This window comes from Rhodococcus sp. DK176 (genome assembly GCF_038447315.2).
Classification (GTDB): Bacteria; Actinomycetota; Actinomycetes; order Mycobacteriales; family Mycobacteriaceae; genus Rhodococcus_F; species Rhodococcus_F jostii_A.
Window position 1 is genome coordinate 6,621,109 of sequence record NZ_CP118321.2, and the last position, 14,599, is coordinate 6,635,707.

Sequence of the window (14,599 nt, forward strand, 5' to 3'; positions counted from 1 at the left end):
CGGCGTCAGAATTCGATCTTGAGGTGATCGGTGACCGGACGGGCTTGGCAACCCAGGATGTAGCCGCTCTCGATGTCCTCGGGGTCGAGGATTTCGCTGTTCTCCATCTCGACCTTGCCCTCGAGCACGGTGCACGCACAGGATCCGCACTCGCCCTCCTGGCAGGAGTAGGGGACGTCGATTCCCTTGGCCAGCATGATGTCGACGAGGGTCTGCTTGCGGGGCCAGCTGAGGTTGTGGATCTCGCCGTCGAGTTCCACTTCCACGGTGGCGGCGTCGGCGGCCTCGTCCTCGGTGACCTCCACGACGTCGGCGTCACGGAACGGGTCGCCGGCCAGCGAGTTGAACACTTCGGCGTGCACCTGGCTGCGGGGCATCCCGGCGTCGGCGAGGGCCTTGTGGATGGTGTCCATGAACGGCGCCGGTCCGCACATGAACGCTTCGTGCCCGAGGTAGGGCGCGACGGCGGAGGCGAGCTGATCGACGCCGGGCAGTCCCTGAACCGTCTCGAGCCAGTGGATGGACACGAGCCGTGACGGGTACCGGCTCGCGAGTGTGCGGAGTTCCTCGGCGAAGATGACCGACTTCTCGTCGCGGTTGGCGTAGAAGAGCACGACCTTGCCGGACCCCTCGGTGAGGGCGGACTTGAGGATCGAGATCACCGGGGTGATGCCGCTGCCTGCCGCGAACAGCAGGAAGTCGTGGTCCAGCGACTTGGGGGTGAACACTCCCGACGGGGGGAGGACCTCGATGGTGTCGCCGACGGCGACGTTGTCGCAGAGCCAGTTGGACCCGTAGCCCTCGGCGGTCCGCTTGACGGTCACCTTGGGCGCGTCGTCGGTGAACGGTGAGCTGGCCAGCGAGTAGCACCGGGCGACCGATCCCGTGCGGTCGCTGGGGATGCGCAGGGTGAGGAACTGGCCCGGTTTGTAGGCGAACTTGTCGGCGAGGTCTGCAGGGACGTCGAAGACCAGTGACAGGGAGTCGGGGGTTTCCTCGACCACGCCCGACACGGTGAGCACCACCGATCGTGAGCTGTGTGGCACCTCGACAGTCGTCATCGTGTGTGCAGTCCTTCCGTACTCCGCAGCGCCGGAACGCTCGCTTGCCTGCTCCAAATATAGAACAGGTTCTAGTTTTTGCCTAGCGGGTGGACTCCGCATGAAGGGGACAGCCTATCGAGTGCCGCCCTCTCCGGCTCGGCCCGGCCGTACCTGCCCGTTCGGGCAGTTTGTGCGCCGCGGTCGGACGGTTCGGCCTCGCAGGCCTGTAACCGGGGCCCGAACTAGGTCACAGTGGGTTCCAGGTGAGACGCCGATCACATCGAGTGCGTCCCCTTCCACAACGCTTCAGATCCGACATCGACTAATCGAGGAGACGGCCATGGCCATCGAGCTCAACCAGATCTGGGACTTCCCCATCAAGGAATTCCACCCGTTCCCGCGGGCACTGATGGGAGTGGGCGCCCACGACATCATCGGCGTCGAGGCGAAGAACCTCGGATTCAAGAGGACCCTGCTCATGACCACGGGCCTGCGCGGCTCGGGCATCATCGAGGAACTGGTCGGCAAGATCGAGTACCAGGGCGTCGAGGTCGTGCTCTACGACAAGGTCGAGTCCAATCCCAAGGACTACAACGTCATGGAGGCGGCAGCGCTCTACCAGAAGGAGAAGTGCGACTCGATCATCTCCGTCGGCGGCGGCTCGAGCCACGACGCCGCCAAGGGCGCCCGTGTGGTGGTCGCGCACGACGGCCGCAACATCAACGAGTTCGAGGGATTCGCGAAGTCCACCAACAAGGAGAACCCGCCCCACATCGCCGTATCCACCACGGCCGGTACGGGTTCGGAGACGTCATGGGCGTACGTCATCACCGACACGTCGGACATGAACAACCCGCACAAGTGGGTGGGATTCGACGAGGCGACCATCGTGACCCTCGCGATCGACGACCCGCTGCTGTACTACACCTGCCCCCAGCACTTCACGGCGTACTGCGGATTCGACGTCCTCGCGCACGGCAGTGAGCCGTACGTGTCGCGTCTCGACTTCGCGCCGTCGCTCGGCAATGCGTTGTATTCGGTGGAACTCGTCGCGAAGAACCTGCGCGAGGCCGTGTTCGAGCCGCGCAACCTGAAGGCCCGCGAGGGAATGATGAACGCGCAGTACATCGCCGGCCAGGCATTCAACTCCGGCGGTCTCGGCATCGTGCACTCCATCTCGCACGCGGTCAGCGCGTTCTTCGACAGCCACCACGGTCTGAACAACGCGATCGCCCTGCCCCGCGTCTGGGAGTACAACCTGCCGTCGCGGTACGAGCGCTACGCCCAGCTGGCCGGGGCGCTGGGGGTCGACACCCGCAACCTCACCACGGTGCAGGCCGCGGACGCTGCGGTCGAGGCGGCCATCCGCCTGGCGAAGGACGTCGGCATTCCGGACAACTTCGGTCAGGTTCGCACCGACTCGTACGACAAGAACCAGATGAACACCAAGAAGTACGAGGGTCGCGGTGACACCATCCGGGGCGACGAGAAGACCGTGCGGGCCATCTCCGAGCACATCCAGGGCGACTGGTGCACGCCGGGCAACCCGCGCGAGGTGACGGTCGAGTCGATGCTCCCCGTGGTCGATCACGCGATCAACAGCGCGTACTGACCGGCTCACCGAAACTCGCGTCCGGGGCGGGAGCCACACCCCAGCCCGGCCCCGCCCCGGATGCGTTCCCACCACCACACCGCTGACGAAGGACGGACGCCCCGATCATGACTGCACCGCACACAGCCCCCGAACCGGAGGACATCCGCTTCGCCGACGGCGCGGAACTGAAGGAGGCGTTGCGCGAGGTCGACTACATCGCCGACGACGAGTTCGCGGTGGTCGTCCACCTGGCGACCGCCCTCGAACGTCCGCTGCTGCTGGAGGGGCCGGCCGGCGTCGGCAAGACGGAGCTGGCGAAGTCGCTGGCCGAGGCGTCGGGGCGCAAGCTCGTGCGGCTGCAGTGCTACGAAGGTCTCGACGACAACCGGGCCCTGTACGAGTGGGACTACGCGAAACAGCTTCTGCACGTGCAGATGTTGCGCGACCGCATCGGCGAGAAGATGGCCGCGTTCGACGACGTCGCCGAGGCGTCGCAGTTCCTGGCCGCGCAGGATTTCGGGTTGTATTCGGAGAAGTTCCTGTCGGTCCGTCCTCTGCTCGAGGCGATCCTGTCACCGGAACCGGTGGTGCTGCTCGTCGACGAGGTGGACCGCACCGAGGAGTCGATGGAGGCGCTGCTCCTCGAAGTTCTCGCGGAGGGGCAGGTCACCATCCCAGAAGTGGGGACGTTCACCGCGCGGTCGGCGCCGTGGGTGATCCTGACGTCCAACGACACTCGCGAACTGTCACCCGCACTCAAGCGTCGTTGCCTGCACTACCACCTCGGCTACCCGACACCACAGCGTGAGCGGGACATCGTGACGGCCAAGGCCCCCGAGGTCGAGGAGGCCGTCGCGGCGGACGTGGTGGATCTGGCTCGCACGTTGCGGCAGTTGCCGCTCCGCAAGAGTCCGTCCATCGCGGAGGTCATCGACGCGGCCCGTGCGGCGGTGGTCCTGAAGTCGACCGGAGTGGCCGTGAGTTCGCAGGCCGCGGTCCGCGACATCCTGCTCACCGCCCTGCTCAAATACACCAGCGACGTCGAACTGGTCCGCACCCGGCTCTCCGGCGAACGGCCGTTCCCGGCGGACGACGGCGAGACCGCTCCGGCCGGGCCGGTGGAGCGGGTGACGGTCGCATCGCGGCCGGCCAACACCACCACCGCGGTGTTCCGCGGGCACGGCGGTCGCGACCGCGGCGGCATCGGCGCGGGTCGGCAGGGCAGGCGCTGACGATGCTCCACCCGCAGCCCGACCCTTCCCGGTCCCTTCCCGCGCAACTCCTCGACGTGCTCGCGGCGTCCTTCGGAAAGGTGTTGCGCCGCTACGGTGTCGCCGCGTCCCCGGCCGAGGTCATCGAGGTTCGCCGGGTGTTCGGCCTGATCGGCGGCCGGGACCTGCCCACGCTGAGGGCGTCGCTGCGTGCGGTGTGCGCGAAGTACACGTACGAGCAAGCGGGTTTCGACCGCGCCTTCGACGTGTTCTTCGCATCGGTCGCCGACGCGGCACCCGACGACGTGCGTGCACCGTCCCGGACCGAGTTCGCGGAGGGCCTGCCCACCGCGCTGGAGGTCGCGGACAACGCGGAGACGGCGCGATACGCCGAATACAATGAGCGCGCCGCAGAGGTGGGCGACCACTTCGACACCCCCGAGGCACAGAAGGGGTTCAACCCCCACAAGGACGACGACGATGTCAGCATGACGTCGAGCGACGCGGATCTGTCCGTCGATTCGGAAGCCGAATCCGGACGACGCGGTGTCACCTACACGGTGGAGGTCGAGCGGGCGGCGAGCACCGCCGTCGGGGACCTGGCGTCGGCGACGAGCGGTGCCGTCGTCGGATCGTTGTCCTGGGACGATCCGGAGTCGATCCTCGCGTGGCTCGACGCCTACGACCCGAGCACGGTCTATGCCGATTCCGATGGGGCCGAACCACTCACCGCGGCCCAGTTGAACCGGCTGGCGGAGGCGGTCGAGGCCTTCGTCGACGCGCTGGCGGACGCCCGGGACCTGACCGGCGGACCCGAAAAAGGACCGGAGACCACGAGCGGCGCGGTGGCGGCCACGACCCGCGCCGAAGTGAATCAGGCGTGCTACGAGGTGCTTCGGCGGATGCGCGGGCCGTCGCGCCCCCGGCCGCGCGAACTCGCGCGGGGCAGGCTCGACATGCGACGGACCGTGCGCGCGAGCCTGCGGACCGAGGGCATACCGTTCCATCTCATGGTGAAGGCGCCCCGCCCGGACCGGGTGCGGGTGCTGATCCTCGCGGACGTGTCGCTGTCGGTACGACCCGTCACCGCCTTCACACTCCGGCTGGCGCAGGCCATGCATCGCCGGGCGAGCCGCTGCCAGGTCCTGGCGTTCGTGGACCGGCCCGTCGACGTCACGGACACCCTCCTCGCCGGGACCGACGACGACGCGCTCGCGTCGGTGCTCGCCGACCCGCGCATCGACCTGGAGGCGAGCAGCGACTACGGCCGGGTGTTCGCCGACGTGCTGACCGAGTTCGGCACCGACGTGAACTCCCGCACCTCTGTGGTCGTCGTCGGCGACGGGCGGTGCAACGGCCTGCCGCCGGGTGTCGACGAATTCGCCGAACTGCGTCGCAAGGTCCACCGGCTGGCCTGGATCACGCCGGAACCCGAGCGGTACTGGAACCAGGCGTCGTGCGCGATGCCGGAGTACGCGGACATCTGCGACCGTGTCGTCGTCGCGCGGGATGCCGCCCAGCTGATGTCCCGCGCCGCCGAGCTGGGGCACGCGTTGCGGTGAGAACCCCGCTACCTACCCGATCGGGCAGGTACCGCACCTGTCCTTCGGCGGGTGTGGGGGCTCGTCCCGGACCGTAGGGTCTAGGTCAGAGTCTTGTAATCTGGATCACATGCACGCAGGTGTCGGGAGGAGTGTCGACTTGTCCGTGTCCTATCCGTCCACCCGCACCACCGCCCCGGGCAGGCTGGTGAAATTCCACGCACCCGAGATCGTGTTCGGTATCGGGTCCATGGTCGAGGCCGCGCATGCCGTACTCCGCCTCGGCGGATCGAGGCCGATGCTCGTCACCGATCCCGGTCTGATCGACGCCGGCTGGGCCGCCGAACTCCAGGATCAGCTGCGCGAACAGGGCCTCACCCCCGTCGTGTGGAGCGCGTTGACGCCCAACCCCAAGGACCACGAGATCGCGGCCGGGCACGACGCGTATCGCGAGGGCGAGTGCGATGTCCTCGTCGCGCTGGGCGGCGGCTCCGTCATCGACGCGACGAAGGGCATCGCGGTGCTCGCCGCGAACGGGGGCAACATCCTCGACTACGAGGGAGTCGACCAGGCCACCAGTCCGATCCCGCCGCTGGTGATGGTGCCGTCCACGTCGGGAACGGGCGCCGACGTGTCGCAGTTCTGCATCGTCACGGACACGAGGCGGGGCACCAAGATCACCATCATCGGCCGCGCGCTCGTGCCGGACGTGACCGTGATCGACCCCCGGCTGCTGACCACCATGCCGGACTGGCTCAACGCCGCGACGGGCCTGGACGCGCTCACTCACGGCATCGAGGCGTTCGTGTCGCTGGCCCACAACCCGCTCACCGACCACCATGCGCTCCGCGCGGTCGGACTGGTCACCGACACCCTCGTCCGCACCATCGAGGAGCCGATGGAGATGGAGTCGCGTGCCGTCATGGCGCAGGCGAGTCTCGAAGCCGGGCTTGCGTTCACCAATGCGATCCTCGGTGCCGCGCACGCGATGAGCCATCAGGTCGGGGGACTGCTCGACCTGCCGCACGGTGTCATCAACGGCATCCTTCTCCCGCACGTCATCCGATTCAACGCCACCGACGACGCCACCCCGTTCGTCGCCATCGCCGCGGCGCTCGGTCTCGAGGAGCGTCGCGGAACACCCGAGGAGGCCGCTCTCGCGGTCGCGGACCGGGTGGAACGCCTCGCCCGCGAGGTCGGAGTGCCGAAAGGTCTGGGGCAGCTGGGAGTTCGCGAAGCCGACCTGACACGCCTGGCCGAGTTCGCCCTCCGCGACGCCTGCATGTCCACCAACCCACGCACGGCCACCCAGGAGCAGATGGTGGCGCTGTTCCGGACTGCGCTGTGAGCCCGTGAACGCCCCGGACCTGTCGACGCTCACCGGACTGCGGTCCGGCAAGCCGACGTTCTACCCCCAATATCGTGGCGCCGCAGAACGTCTCGAACGGGTCGTCCACGCGCTGGAACTCATCTCACGGGCCCTCGTCCGTACGGTGGAGGGCCCCGAGACCCTCATCTGCGCGGTCGCCGAGGCGGCCCGGGCGCACCTGGACGCGCGATGGGTCGCGTTCGCCCTCGCCGACGGCATGCTGCCCGACGCCGGCCCGCGCCGGCTGGTCCTGGGGCCGGACGCGACGCCGTTCCTCGTCGACGACGTCGAGGGCCCACCGCTGCCGGACGAGGTCGTGACGTGTCTGGCCGACATCCGGTCCGCGCGCACCGGGGGCGCTCCCGTCATCGACGCGCACCACGCCTTCGTGCCGATCGTCCTCGAGGGTGGCGTCGTGGGAGCCTTCGCGGCCTGGACGGCCGAGCACCGCACTCTCGACACCACCGACGGCGCGGTCCTCAGCATCCTCGCGAGTCAGACCGCCGTGGCACTGCAGAATTCGGCGCTCTACCAGCGGGGACAGCTGCTGCTCGAGCGGGCCGAGCACGCGTACTCGGAGGCGCGCCGCACCGCCTCCGATCTCGCGGTGCGCAACGCCGAACTCGAATCCACCCAGCGTCAACTCGGGGCGGCGCACCGGCACCAGGTGCTCGACGAGGAACGGCACCGGATCGCCCGCGAACTCCACGACAGTGTCACGCAGGCGGTGCTGTCGGCGGGCATGCAGATCGAGGTGTGCCGCAGCGGTGTCCCGGACGACGAACGCAGTGAGAGGCTCGATCTTGCCAAGGAATTGACGCGCCGCGCCGTGGAGCAGTTGCGCTCGGCCATCTACGCGCTCAACCACTCCGGGGGATCCGACCGGACGTCCCTGCCCGAAATGCTCGAGCAACTCGGGGTCGTGCACATGCCCGACGAACTCGCGGTCACCGTCCGCGTCGGCGGCACACCCGCCGAGCTGTCCAGCGACCGGGAACACGCGCTGCTGAGGATCGCCGGCGAGGCACTGTTCAACGCGGCCGTCCACGCCCACGCGACGCGCGCCGTCCTGCGACTCACGTATTCGGCCGATTCGGTGCTGCTCTCCGTCGCCGACGACGGAGACGGAGATCCCAAGCGGATGCGACTGATGCTGCGGATGGCGGCGAACAACGACCTCGACGGGCACCACCGCGGGTTGGCGAACATGCAGGCCCGGGCAGCCGAATTGGGCGGCACCCTCGAAGTGGCGCGGGCCAGGATCGGCGGGGTCCGGGTGGCTGCCCGGATCCCGTTATATTCCGACAGTGAGGTGGACCGATGACCATACGAACCGCGGTGCGTGACCAGGCCGGGTCCGCTCGCCCCACCTCGGTGGTGAAGCTCGTGCTCGTCGACGACCACGCGATTCTCCGTCAGGGTCTGCGATCGGTCCTCGAACGGGAGCCGGATCTCGAGGTCGTCGGGGAGGCGTCGTCCATGCAGGAGGCGCTGGCCGTCGTCGGTGACGTCGCGCCGGACGTCGTGCTGATGGACCTGAAGCTGTCGGCGGCCTCCGACTACGAGGGGCTGGCACTGTGCGCCCAGCTGTCCGCCGCGGACGGCACGATGGGACTGCTCGTGCTCACGACGTTCCTCGACGAGCAACTCGTAGTCCGCGCCATCCAAGCCGGCGCCCGCGGATACGTGGTCAAGGATGTCGACACCACCGAACTGGTCCGCGCCATCCGCGCCGTATCCCGCGGCGAGAGCGCATTCGATTCACGCAGCGCGTCGGCGGTGATCCGCTCGCTCAACGGGCAGACGACGCCGCGGGACGGGCTCACCGAACGTGAACTCGAGGTCCTGCAGCTCCTCGCCAAGGGTCTGTCGAATGCGAAAATCGGCGAGCGGCTGTTCATCTCGGCTACGACGGTGAAATTTCACGTCAGCAACATCATGCGCAAACTCGACGTCGGCCGCCGTGCGGAGGCCGTGTACGAGGCGGGCAAACTCGGTCTGATCTGATCCGGCCCCGTCGCGGCGGGGGCAGCGGAACCCGTCGTGACCACCCGCGAACCGGCGTAGCGTCCCCATCATGGCTGCGATCTCGGTGGAGAATCTCGTCAAGACGTTCGGGCCGACCCGCGCACTCGACGGCCTCGACCTCGAGGTGGGGACGGGGGAGGTGCACGGATTCCTCGGCCCCAACGGGTCCGGCAAGTCGACAACCATCCGGGTCCTGCTCGGCCTGCTGCGCGCCGACTCGGGCAGTGCGCACCTCCTCGGCGGCGACCCGTGGCGCGACTCCGTGTCGTTGCACCGGCGGCTCGCCTACGTTCCCGGTGACGTGAACCTGTGGCCCAACCTCAGCGGCGGGGAGGCGATCGACCTCCTCGCGGGGTTGCGCGGCGGGCTGGACGAGCCGCGGCGCGCGGAACTCCTCGAGCGATTCGAACTCGATCCGACGAAGAAGGCACGCACGTACTCGAAGGGCAATCGGCAGAAGGTCGCACTGGTGGCCGCGTTCGCGTCGGACGTCGAACTGTACGTGCTCGACGAACCCACGTCCGGGCTGGATCCGTTGATGGAGTCGGTGTTCCAGGACTGCGTCGAGGAAATGTCCGACGCGGGGAAGACGGTCCTGCTGTCGAGTCACATCCTCGCGGAGGTCGAGGCGTTATGCGATCGGGTGAGCATCATCCGCGAGGGCCGGACCGTGGAGACCGGCACCCTCGCGGAACTGCGTCACCTCACGCGCACGTCGATCACCGCCGAGACGCAGCGGCCGGTGACCGGGCTCGACGCCGTCGACGGGGTGTACGACGTGCGAGTCGACGGCCTGCACACCCGGTGCGAGGTGGATACCAGCGCGATCGACGGGGTGCTGCGCCACCTGCTGACGTTCGGCATCACGTCGCTGACGTCGACGCCACCGACGCTGGAAGAGTTGTTCCTCCGGCACTACGGGGACGAACTGGCCCGAGAGGGCGAGAACCATCGGCGGGCCGAGTCCGGGACGCGGACGCCGTGAGCACGGTGACGGCGCCGTCCACGGCGGGCCGCGGCCAGTATGCGGGAACCGCCCGGCTCGTGCGGCTCGCCCTGCGCCGCGACCGCATCCAGTTGCCGGTGTGGCTGCTCGCTCTCGCAGCGCTGCAGGCATTCTCGGCATCGAGCGTGCTCGGACTGTATCCCACGGAGCCCGACCTTCGCAGTTTCGCTATGGCCACTGCGGCGTCGCCGGTCGCGCTGGCCACCAACGGTCTCGTGTCGGGGTACAGTGCCGGCGCCGTGCTCGCCTGTCAGATCGTCATGCCACTGTCGCTGGCCGCCGGCCTGATGACCACACTGCTGGTCGTGCGGCACACCCGCCAGAACGAGGAGACCGGCCGCGCCGAACTCGTCGAGGCCGCCGTGGTGGGCCGGAAGGCACTGCTCACCGCAGCCCTGGTGGTCGCGGTCGGTGCGAACCTTGCTCTCGGACTGCTCAACGTCGTCGTGCTGGTGGCGGCGGGTCTGCCGCTGGACGGGTCGGTGGCGCTCGGCGCGGCCGTCGCCGGTGCCGGTATCGCGTTCGCGGCGATCGCCGCGGTGACGGCGCAGGTGACGGACAGTGCCCGCACCGCCAACGGACTGGCCGGGGCCGCCCTGGGCGTGGCATTCCTGTTGCGTGCGGTGGGGGACATGACGGGAACCGTGACGGACAACGGCACGCGGGTGGTGAGCGGCTGGCCGACGTGGGTGTCGCCGATCGGCTGGGCCGAGCAGGTCCGTCCGTACGACGACAACGCCGGGTGGGTGCTGGTGCTCCCCGTCGTGTTCGCACTCGCGGTCGGCTCGGTCGGCTTCGCCCTCACAGAACACCGCGATGTCGGCTCGGGGCTCGTCCCGACCCGCCCGGGCCCCGCCCGCGCGTCCCGTTCGCTGCCGACGGCGGTCGGATCGGCGTGGCGGATACAACGGACAATCCTGTTCTGGTGGGCATTCGGAATCGCTGTCCTCGCCGTGGTGTACGGCGCGATCGCAGAGCAGATCGACGACTTCCTCGGCGAGGGCGAGCAGGTGGCCGACATGATGGAACAGCTCGGCGGCGGCACGACGAACATGGTCGACGCCTACTTCGCCGCCATCTTCGGCATGATGGCGATCGCGGTCGCAGGCTACGCCGTCCAGGCATTGCTGCGGATGCGCGGAGAGGAGTCGGCGGGTCGACTCGAACCCGTTCTCGCGACAGCGGTCTCGCGTCCGCGGTGGATGCTGGCGCACGTCGGCCTGGTCACCGTCGGCATCGTCGTCCTGCAGACGCTGACCGGGGCGGCGACCGGGCTCGCGTACGGTCTGGTGACCGAGGACGCGCCGGGGAAGGTCGTGCACCTCACGGGGGCCGCCCTCGTCTTCGTACCGGCGATCGGGGTGGTCGCGGCATTGGTGGTGCTGGTGTTCGGCGGCGTCCCGGCCTGGTCGGCCGGGCTCTCCTGGGGTGTGCTCGCTGTCTGCCTGATCTTCGGTTTCCTCGGACCACTGCTCGGGCTGCCTCAGGCGGTCCGCGATCTGTCGCCGTTCACGCACGTCCCGCCCGTTCCCGCCGCGGACGTGACGGCCACTCCGCTGATTTCGCTCGCGGTGATCGCCCTCGGCGTGGGTGCCGTCGGAGTGGTGCTGTTCCGTCGGCGCGACCTCACGAACTCGTAGCGGAACAGGGAGGCTGGGCCGGCGGTCGGCGGCGAAGGTCGGTGTCCAGCATGCGGATCAACTCACCGACCCGTCCACCACCTCCCGGTGCCGCGGGGAAGCGTTCGAGCACATCGACGACGACCAGTGTCGCACGAAGCACCGCTTGCACGACGTGCCCGGCACCGACGGTCCGATCGTCACCGGCGACGAGTTCGGCGGCTCTGGCCGCGTGAGCGCCTGCTCCGAGAACATGTTTGACCTGGGTGGCCTTGGCCAACGGATGCAGATAGGCGGCGCCTGCCGCAGACATCGCTGCCCACGCTGCCTCGCGCGCAGCCACAGTGTCGGTGCCCTTGGCTGCCGCGAGCGCGGCCCACGCTGTGTCGCGCAGAGACTTGCCGCGTTCAGCACCCCGCGCGAATTCCCACGCAGCCGTGATCGCGTCTCGGGGCCGCGAGTCGTGCGGCTGATCGGCCTCGAATATCTCGAGGACCACCTCCGCACACCCGACGGCGAATGCGGTGACCTCACGAAGTTCCTGCGTGCTCAGAACGATCTCGTTCGCTTCCCCTGCCATCGTTCCATTTTCGACCATCGGGGCCGGTGTGCCGTACCGCGCGTTCACGCTGTGTCTTCCCCGAACAGGGTCCGCACGTCGGCGACGTCGTACTCGGCCACCGACGCCGACAGCATGTCCGCGCCTTGCTCGTCGCTCGGGCCGCTGCCGCGGAAAGTGTCGACCGCCGCTTGCAACTCCCAGCGCTCGACAACGTTGATGCGACCGGGGTCGATCAGGTCGGCGGAGATGGCGAAGTCGAGGCAACCCGCGGAGCCGCGTGCCTGTTCGACGACGCTCACGCAGCCTGCGATATAGGACTCGCGCTGCTGCGGTTCGACGGTGATGTGTCCTGCGACGATGACCATGGTCCGCTTCTCTTCCTGGCGTCCTCGTGTCGAGCCGGTCGGGTGTACTTCGGGCCGGGACGTGTCTTCGCCACAGCACCTCTCATCGCGAGCACTCCCGACCAGTCGTTCACCCTCGCCCGTTCCGACACCATCGCATCCATGCTCGACGACCACGCCGACATACTCCGCGAGCAGATCCTCGCCGACCGCATTCCGTAATCGCTGACGGTCCGTGTGCCCTACTGGGGGCGGATCGGATTGCAGCCGACGCTGACATAGGTGACGATCCCCTCCTGCAGCCCGCACGTAGTGAAGGCGCCCGTCGAGACGCCGACCTCCCACCACGGGGCACCGATCCCGCCGACGCACGATCCGGTCGACGGTGTCCCCGTCGGCACCCACAGGCCATCGCGGCGATAGCCCTGAATCCACGGAATGTCCGAGACACCCCCGGGTCCCGGAATCGCTCGTGGCGTCAGGCCGAAGCACTCGACGGTGCCGATGTGGACCGCAGTCATGCCATCGGGCACGCCCTGCGCCGTGCAGTGCGAGGTGCCCGATGTGGGCGTGGTGCCGGTGTGACAGTCGGCCGAGGGTTCGGCCTGTGCGGGTGCGGCGGCAACCGCGACCACCGCGGCGGCAAGGGCGGACGACGCGGCCGCTCCGGCGAGGAACCTGCGGATCCTTTGGGTCATCGGATACTCCTTCGGGTCCGGCGGCCCCGCTTCTGACGATCGGGTCCGTATGGTGCTTCTGTCGCTGCGGCATCGGATTTCGTTAGCCGTGCGGTGGTGCCGTCGAGGTCGCGGACGGTCGCGACGCTCGAGTTGGCGACGATCACTCCGGGGCTGCGTGACCAACACCGGCTCCAGCGTCGGGGAGCGGGTCTCGCGCCTGCGCGACGGGTCTGTCGGAGCTTTCTATTGCTGTGGTCGTGTTCGGGGGCTAGAATCGAACAAAGTTTCGAATGACCTTGGGGGAGGTTGGTTGTGGGGGGATTGGTGGCGCCGGATCTGGAGGAGTTGCGTGTATTCGCGGCGCGGCTGCGAAGTGTCGAGGCGGGTGTGGACACTGGGTTGGGGATCGAGTGGCTCGATGCAATCGAGGCGTTGAAGTCGGTCGGGTGTGCGGTGCAGGCGGTGATCACCGACGACATCGCCACGCAGATACGTGCGGACCGCAGAGCTCGAGGTTTGCCGCGGGTGGAGTGGGACCGCGGCATTGCGTCGCAGATTGCGTTGGCGCGCAGGGAATCCCCGAACCGTGGTGGTCGGCATCTCGGGTTCGCTCGGGCGTTGGTGCACGAGATGCCGCACACCCTTGCCCTGTTGCAGACCGGCCGGCTGAACGAATGGCGAGCCACCCTGCTAGTGCGCGAAACAGCCTGCCTGTCCGCGGCCGATCGGGCGATCGTGGACCGTCGGTTGTGCTCGGACCCGGCCACTCTCGACGGCGTCGGCGACCGCGGTCTGATCGCACGGGCGAAAGCATTGGCGGTGGAACTCGATGCCGCGGCGGTCGTGGCCCGGCATCGTAAGGCGGTATCGGAGCGTCGGGTGACGACACGGCCGGCGCCGGACTCGATGGCGTATCTCAGCGTGCTGATGCCGGTGGAGCAGGCGGTGTGTTTGCAGGCCACGCTGGGTCGGGATGCGGACAGTCTCATCGCAACCGGGAACAGCGGCGGCCGCACCCGCAATCAGCTGATGGTGGACTTGTTGTTCGACCGCGGCACCGGGCACGCGGTGGCGTCGGGTGTTCCCGTGGCGGTGAATCTGGTGCTCTCGGACGAGACCCTGCTGGCGGGCGGTCACGAGGCCGCGCACTTGCAGGGGTTCGGGCCGGTGCCGGCGGGAATCGCCCGGCAGTTGGTGGCCGACGCCGTCGACAGTGACACGACGTCGTTGCGGCGGGTGTATGCGTGCCCGCAGTCGGGGGCGTTGACCGCGATGGAATCGCAGTCGCGCACGTTCCCGAAAAGCCTCGCCACACTGATCGATCTGCGGGACCGAACGTGCCGCACCCCGTGGTGTGACGCGCCGATCCGGCATCACGACCACATCCGCTCACACCGAGAATCCGGTGCCACGACGGCGGACAACGGGACCGGCCTCTGCGAGGCCTGCAATTATGCGAAGGAGGGCGACGGATGGTCCGCCCGCCCCGTACGCAATCCCGGCGGCACCCACCTCATCGACCTCGGCACCCCGACCGGGCACCACTACCGATCAACCGCGCCGCCGCTCCCGACCCCGGCGCATCTGTGGGCGTCGTGAGGT

The 14,599-nt window shown here is 68.6% G+C and carries 14 protein-coding genes; 10 read left to right on the forward strand and 4 right to left on the reverse strand.

Going from position 1 to position 14,599, the window contains the following annotated elements:
* Nucleotides 1–5: 5 nt before the first annotated feature.
* A complete protein-coding gene (locus PSR88_RS30780) occupies nucleotides 6–1,061 on the reverse strand; it encodes a ferredoxin--NADP reductase (protein ID WP_009479295.1) in 1,056 nt (351 codons plus the stop codon).
* Between the two features lie 322 nt (nucleotides 1,062–1,383).
* On the opposite strand from PSR88_RS30780, the gene mdo reads away from it, so the two are divergent.
* From mdo to PSR88_RS30820, 8 genes are all read left to right on the forward strand, one after another.
* The gene (mdo, locus tag PSR88_RS30785; RefSeq protein WP_005239439.1) at nucleotides 1,384–2,655 is read left to right on the forward strand and encodes an NDMA-dependent methanol dehydrogenase; all 1,272 of its coding nucleotides are present in this window, start codon (nucleotides 1,384–1,386) and stop codon (nucleotides 2,653–2,655) included.
* Between the two features lie 107 nt (nucleotides 2,656–2,762).
* Nucleotides 2,763–3,869 (forward strand): MadB family AAA-type ATPase, encoded by a 1,107-nt coding sequence (locus tag PSR88_RS30790; protein ID WP_009479296.1) that lies wholly within the window; start codon nucleotides 2,763–2,765, stop codon nucleotides 3,867–3,869.
* A 2-nt stretch (nucleotides 3,870–3,871) separates the two neighbouring features.
* Nucleotides 3,872–5,410 (forward strand): MadC family VWA domain-containing protein, encoded by a 1,539-nt coding sequence (gene madC / locus PSR88_RS30795; protein WP_016883280.1) that lies wholly within the window; start codon nucleotides 3,872–3,874, stop codon nucleotides 5,408–5,410.
* 139 nt (nucleotides 5,411–5,549) lie between these two features.
* A complete protein-coding gene (locus PSR88_RS30800) occupies nucleotides 5,550–6,737 on the forward strand; it encodes an iron-containing alcohol dehydrogenase (RefSeq protein ID WP_317569181.1) in 1,188 nt (395 codons plus the stop codon).
* A gap of 4 nt (nucleotides 6,738–6,741) precedes the next feature.
* A complete protein-coding gene (locus PSR88_RS30805; RefSeq protein WP_016883279.1) occupies nucleotides 6,742–8,082 on the forward strand; it encodes a MadS family sensor histidine kinase in 1,341 nt (446 codons plus the stop codon).
* Nucleotides 8,079–8,765 carry a MadR family response regulator transcription factor gene (locus PSR88_RS30810; protein ID WP_016883278.1) on the forward strand — a complete coding sequence of 229 codons (687 nt, stop codon included), beginning with the start codon at nucleotides 8,079–8,081 and terminating at the stop codon, nucleotides 8,763–8,765. The genes PSR88_RS30805 and PSR88_RS30810 overlap by 4 nt, the downstream gene beginning before the upstream one ends.
* A 70-nt stretch (nucleotides 8,766–8,835) precedes the next feature.
* A complete protein-coding gene (locus tag PSR88_RS30815) occupies nucleotides 8,836–9,771 on the forward strand; it encodes an ATP-binding cassette domain-containing protein (protein ID WP_016883277.1) in 936 nt (311 codons plus the stop codon).
* Nucleotides 9,768–11,432: an ABC transporter permease gene (locus PSR88_RS30820; RefSeq protein WP_016883276.1), complete on the forward strand. Its 1,665-nt coding sequence runs from the start codon at nucleotides 9,768–9,770 to the stop codon at nucleotides 11,430–11,432. Before PSR88_RS30815 ends, PSR88_RS30820 begins: the two co-directional genes overlap by 4 nt.
* Here PSR88_RS30820 and PSR88_RS30825 read toward each other — a convergent pair.
* Both PSR88_RS30825 and PSR88_RS30830 read right to left on the reverse strand, forming a co-directional pair.
* Nucleotides 11,419–11,991 carry a putative immunity protein gene (locus tag PSR88_RS30825; RefSeq protein ID WP_051004179.1) on the reverse strand — a complete coding sequence of 191 codons (573 nt, stop codon included), beginning with the start codon at nucleotides 11,989–11,991 and terminating at the stop codon, nucleotides 11,419–11,421. The genes PSR88_RS30820 and PSR88_RS30825 overlap by 14 nt on opposite strands.
* Before the next feature lie 44 nt (nucleotides 11,992–12,035).
* Nucleotides 12,036–12,338: a putative quinol monooxygenase gene (locus PSR88_RS30830; RefSeq protein ID WP_016883274.1), complete on the reverse strand. Its 303-nt coding sequence runs from the start codon at nucleotides 12,336–12,338 to the stop codon at nucleotides 12,036–12,038.
* A 42-nt stretch (nucleotides 12,339–12,380) separates the two neighbouring features.
* Here PSR88_RS30830 and PSR88_RS30835 point away from each other — a divergent pair, with 42 nt between their 5' ends.
* Nucleotides 12,381–12,539 (forward strand): hypothetical protein, encoded by a 159-nt coding sequence (locus tag PSR88_RS30835; RefSeq protein WP_009479305.1) that lies wholly within the window; start codon nucleotides 12,381–12,383, stop codon nucleotides 12,537–12,539.
* A gap of 20 nt (nucleotides 12,540–12,559) precedes the next feature.
* Here the strand turns inward: PSR88_RS30835 and PSR88_RS30840 are convergent, their stop codons facing one another.
* Entirely contained in the window at nucleotides 12,560–13,015 is a 456-nt protein-coding gene (locus tag PSR88_RS30840) for a hypothetical protein (RefSeq protein WP_016883273.1), read from the reverse strand.
* Nucleotides 13,016–13,309: 294 nt separating this feature from the next.
* Here PSR88_RS30840 and PSR88_RS30845 point away from each other — a divergent pair, with 294 nt between their 5' ends.
* Nucleotides 13,310–14,596 (forward strand): HNH endonuclease, encoded by a 1,287-nt coding sequence (locus tag PSR88_RS30845; protein ID WP_016883272.1) that lies wholly within the window; start codon nucleotides 13,310–13,312, stop codon nucleotides 14,594–14,596.
* Nucleotides 14,597–14,599 lie beyond the last annotated feature (3 nt).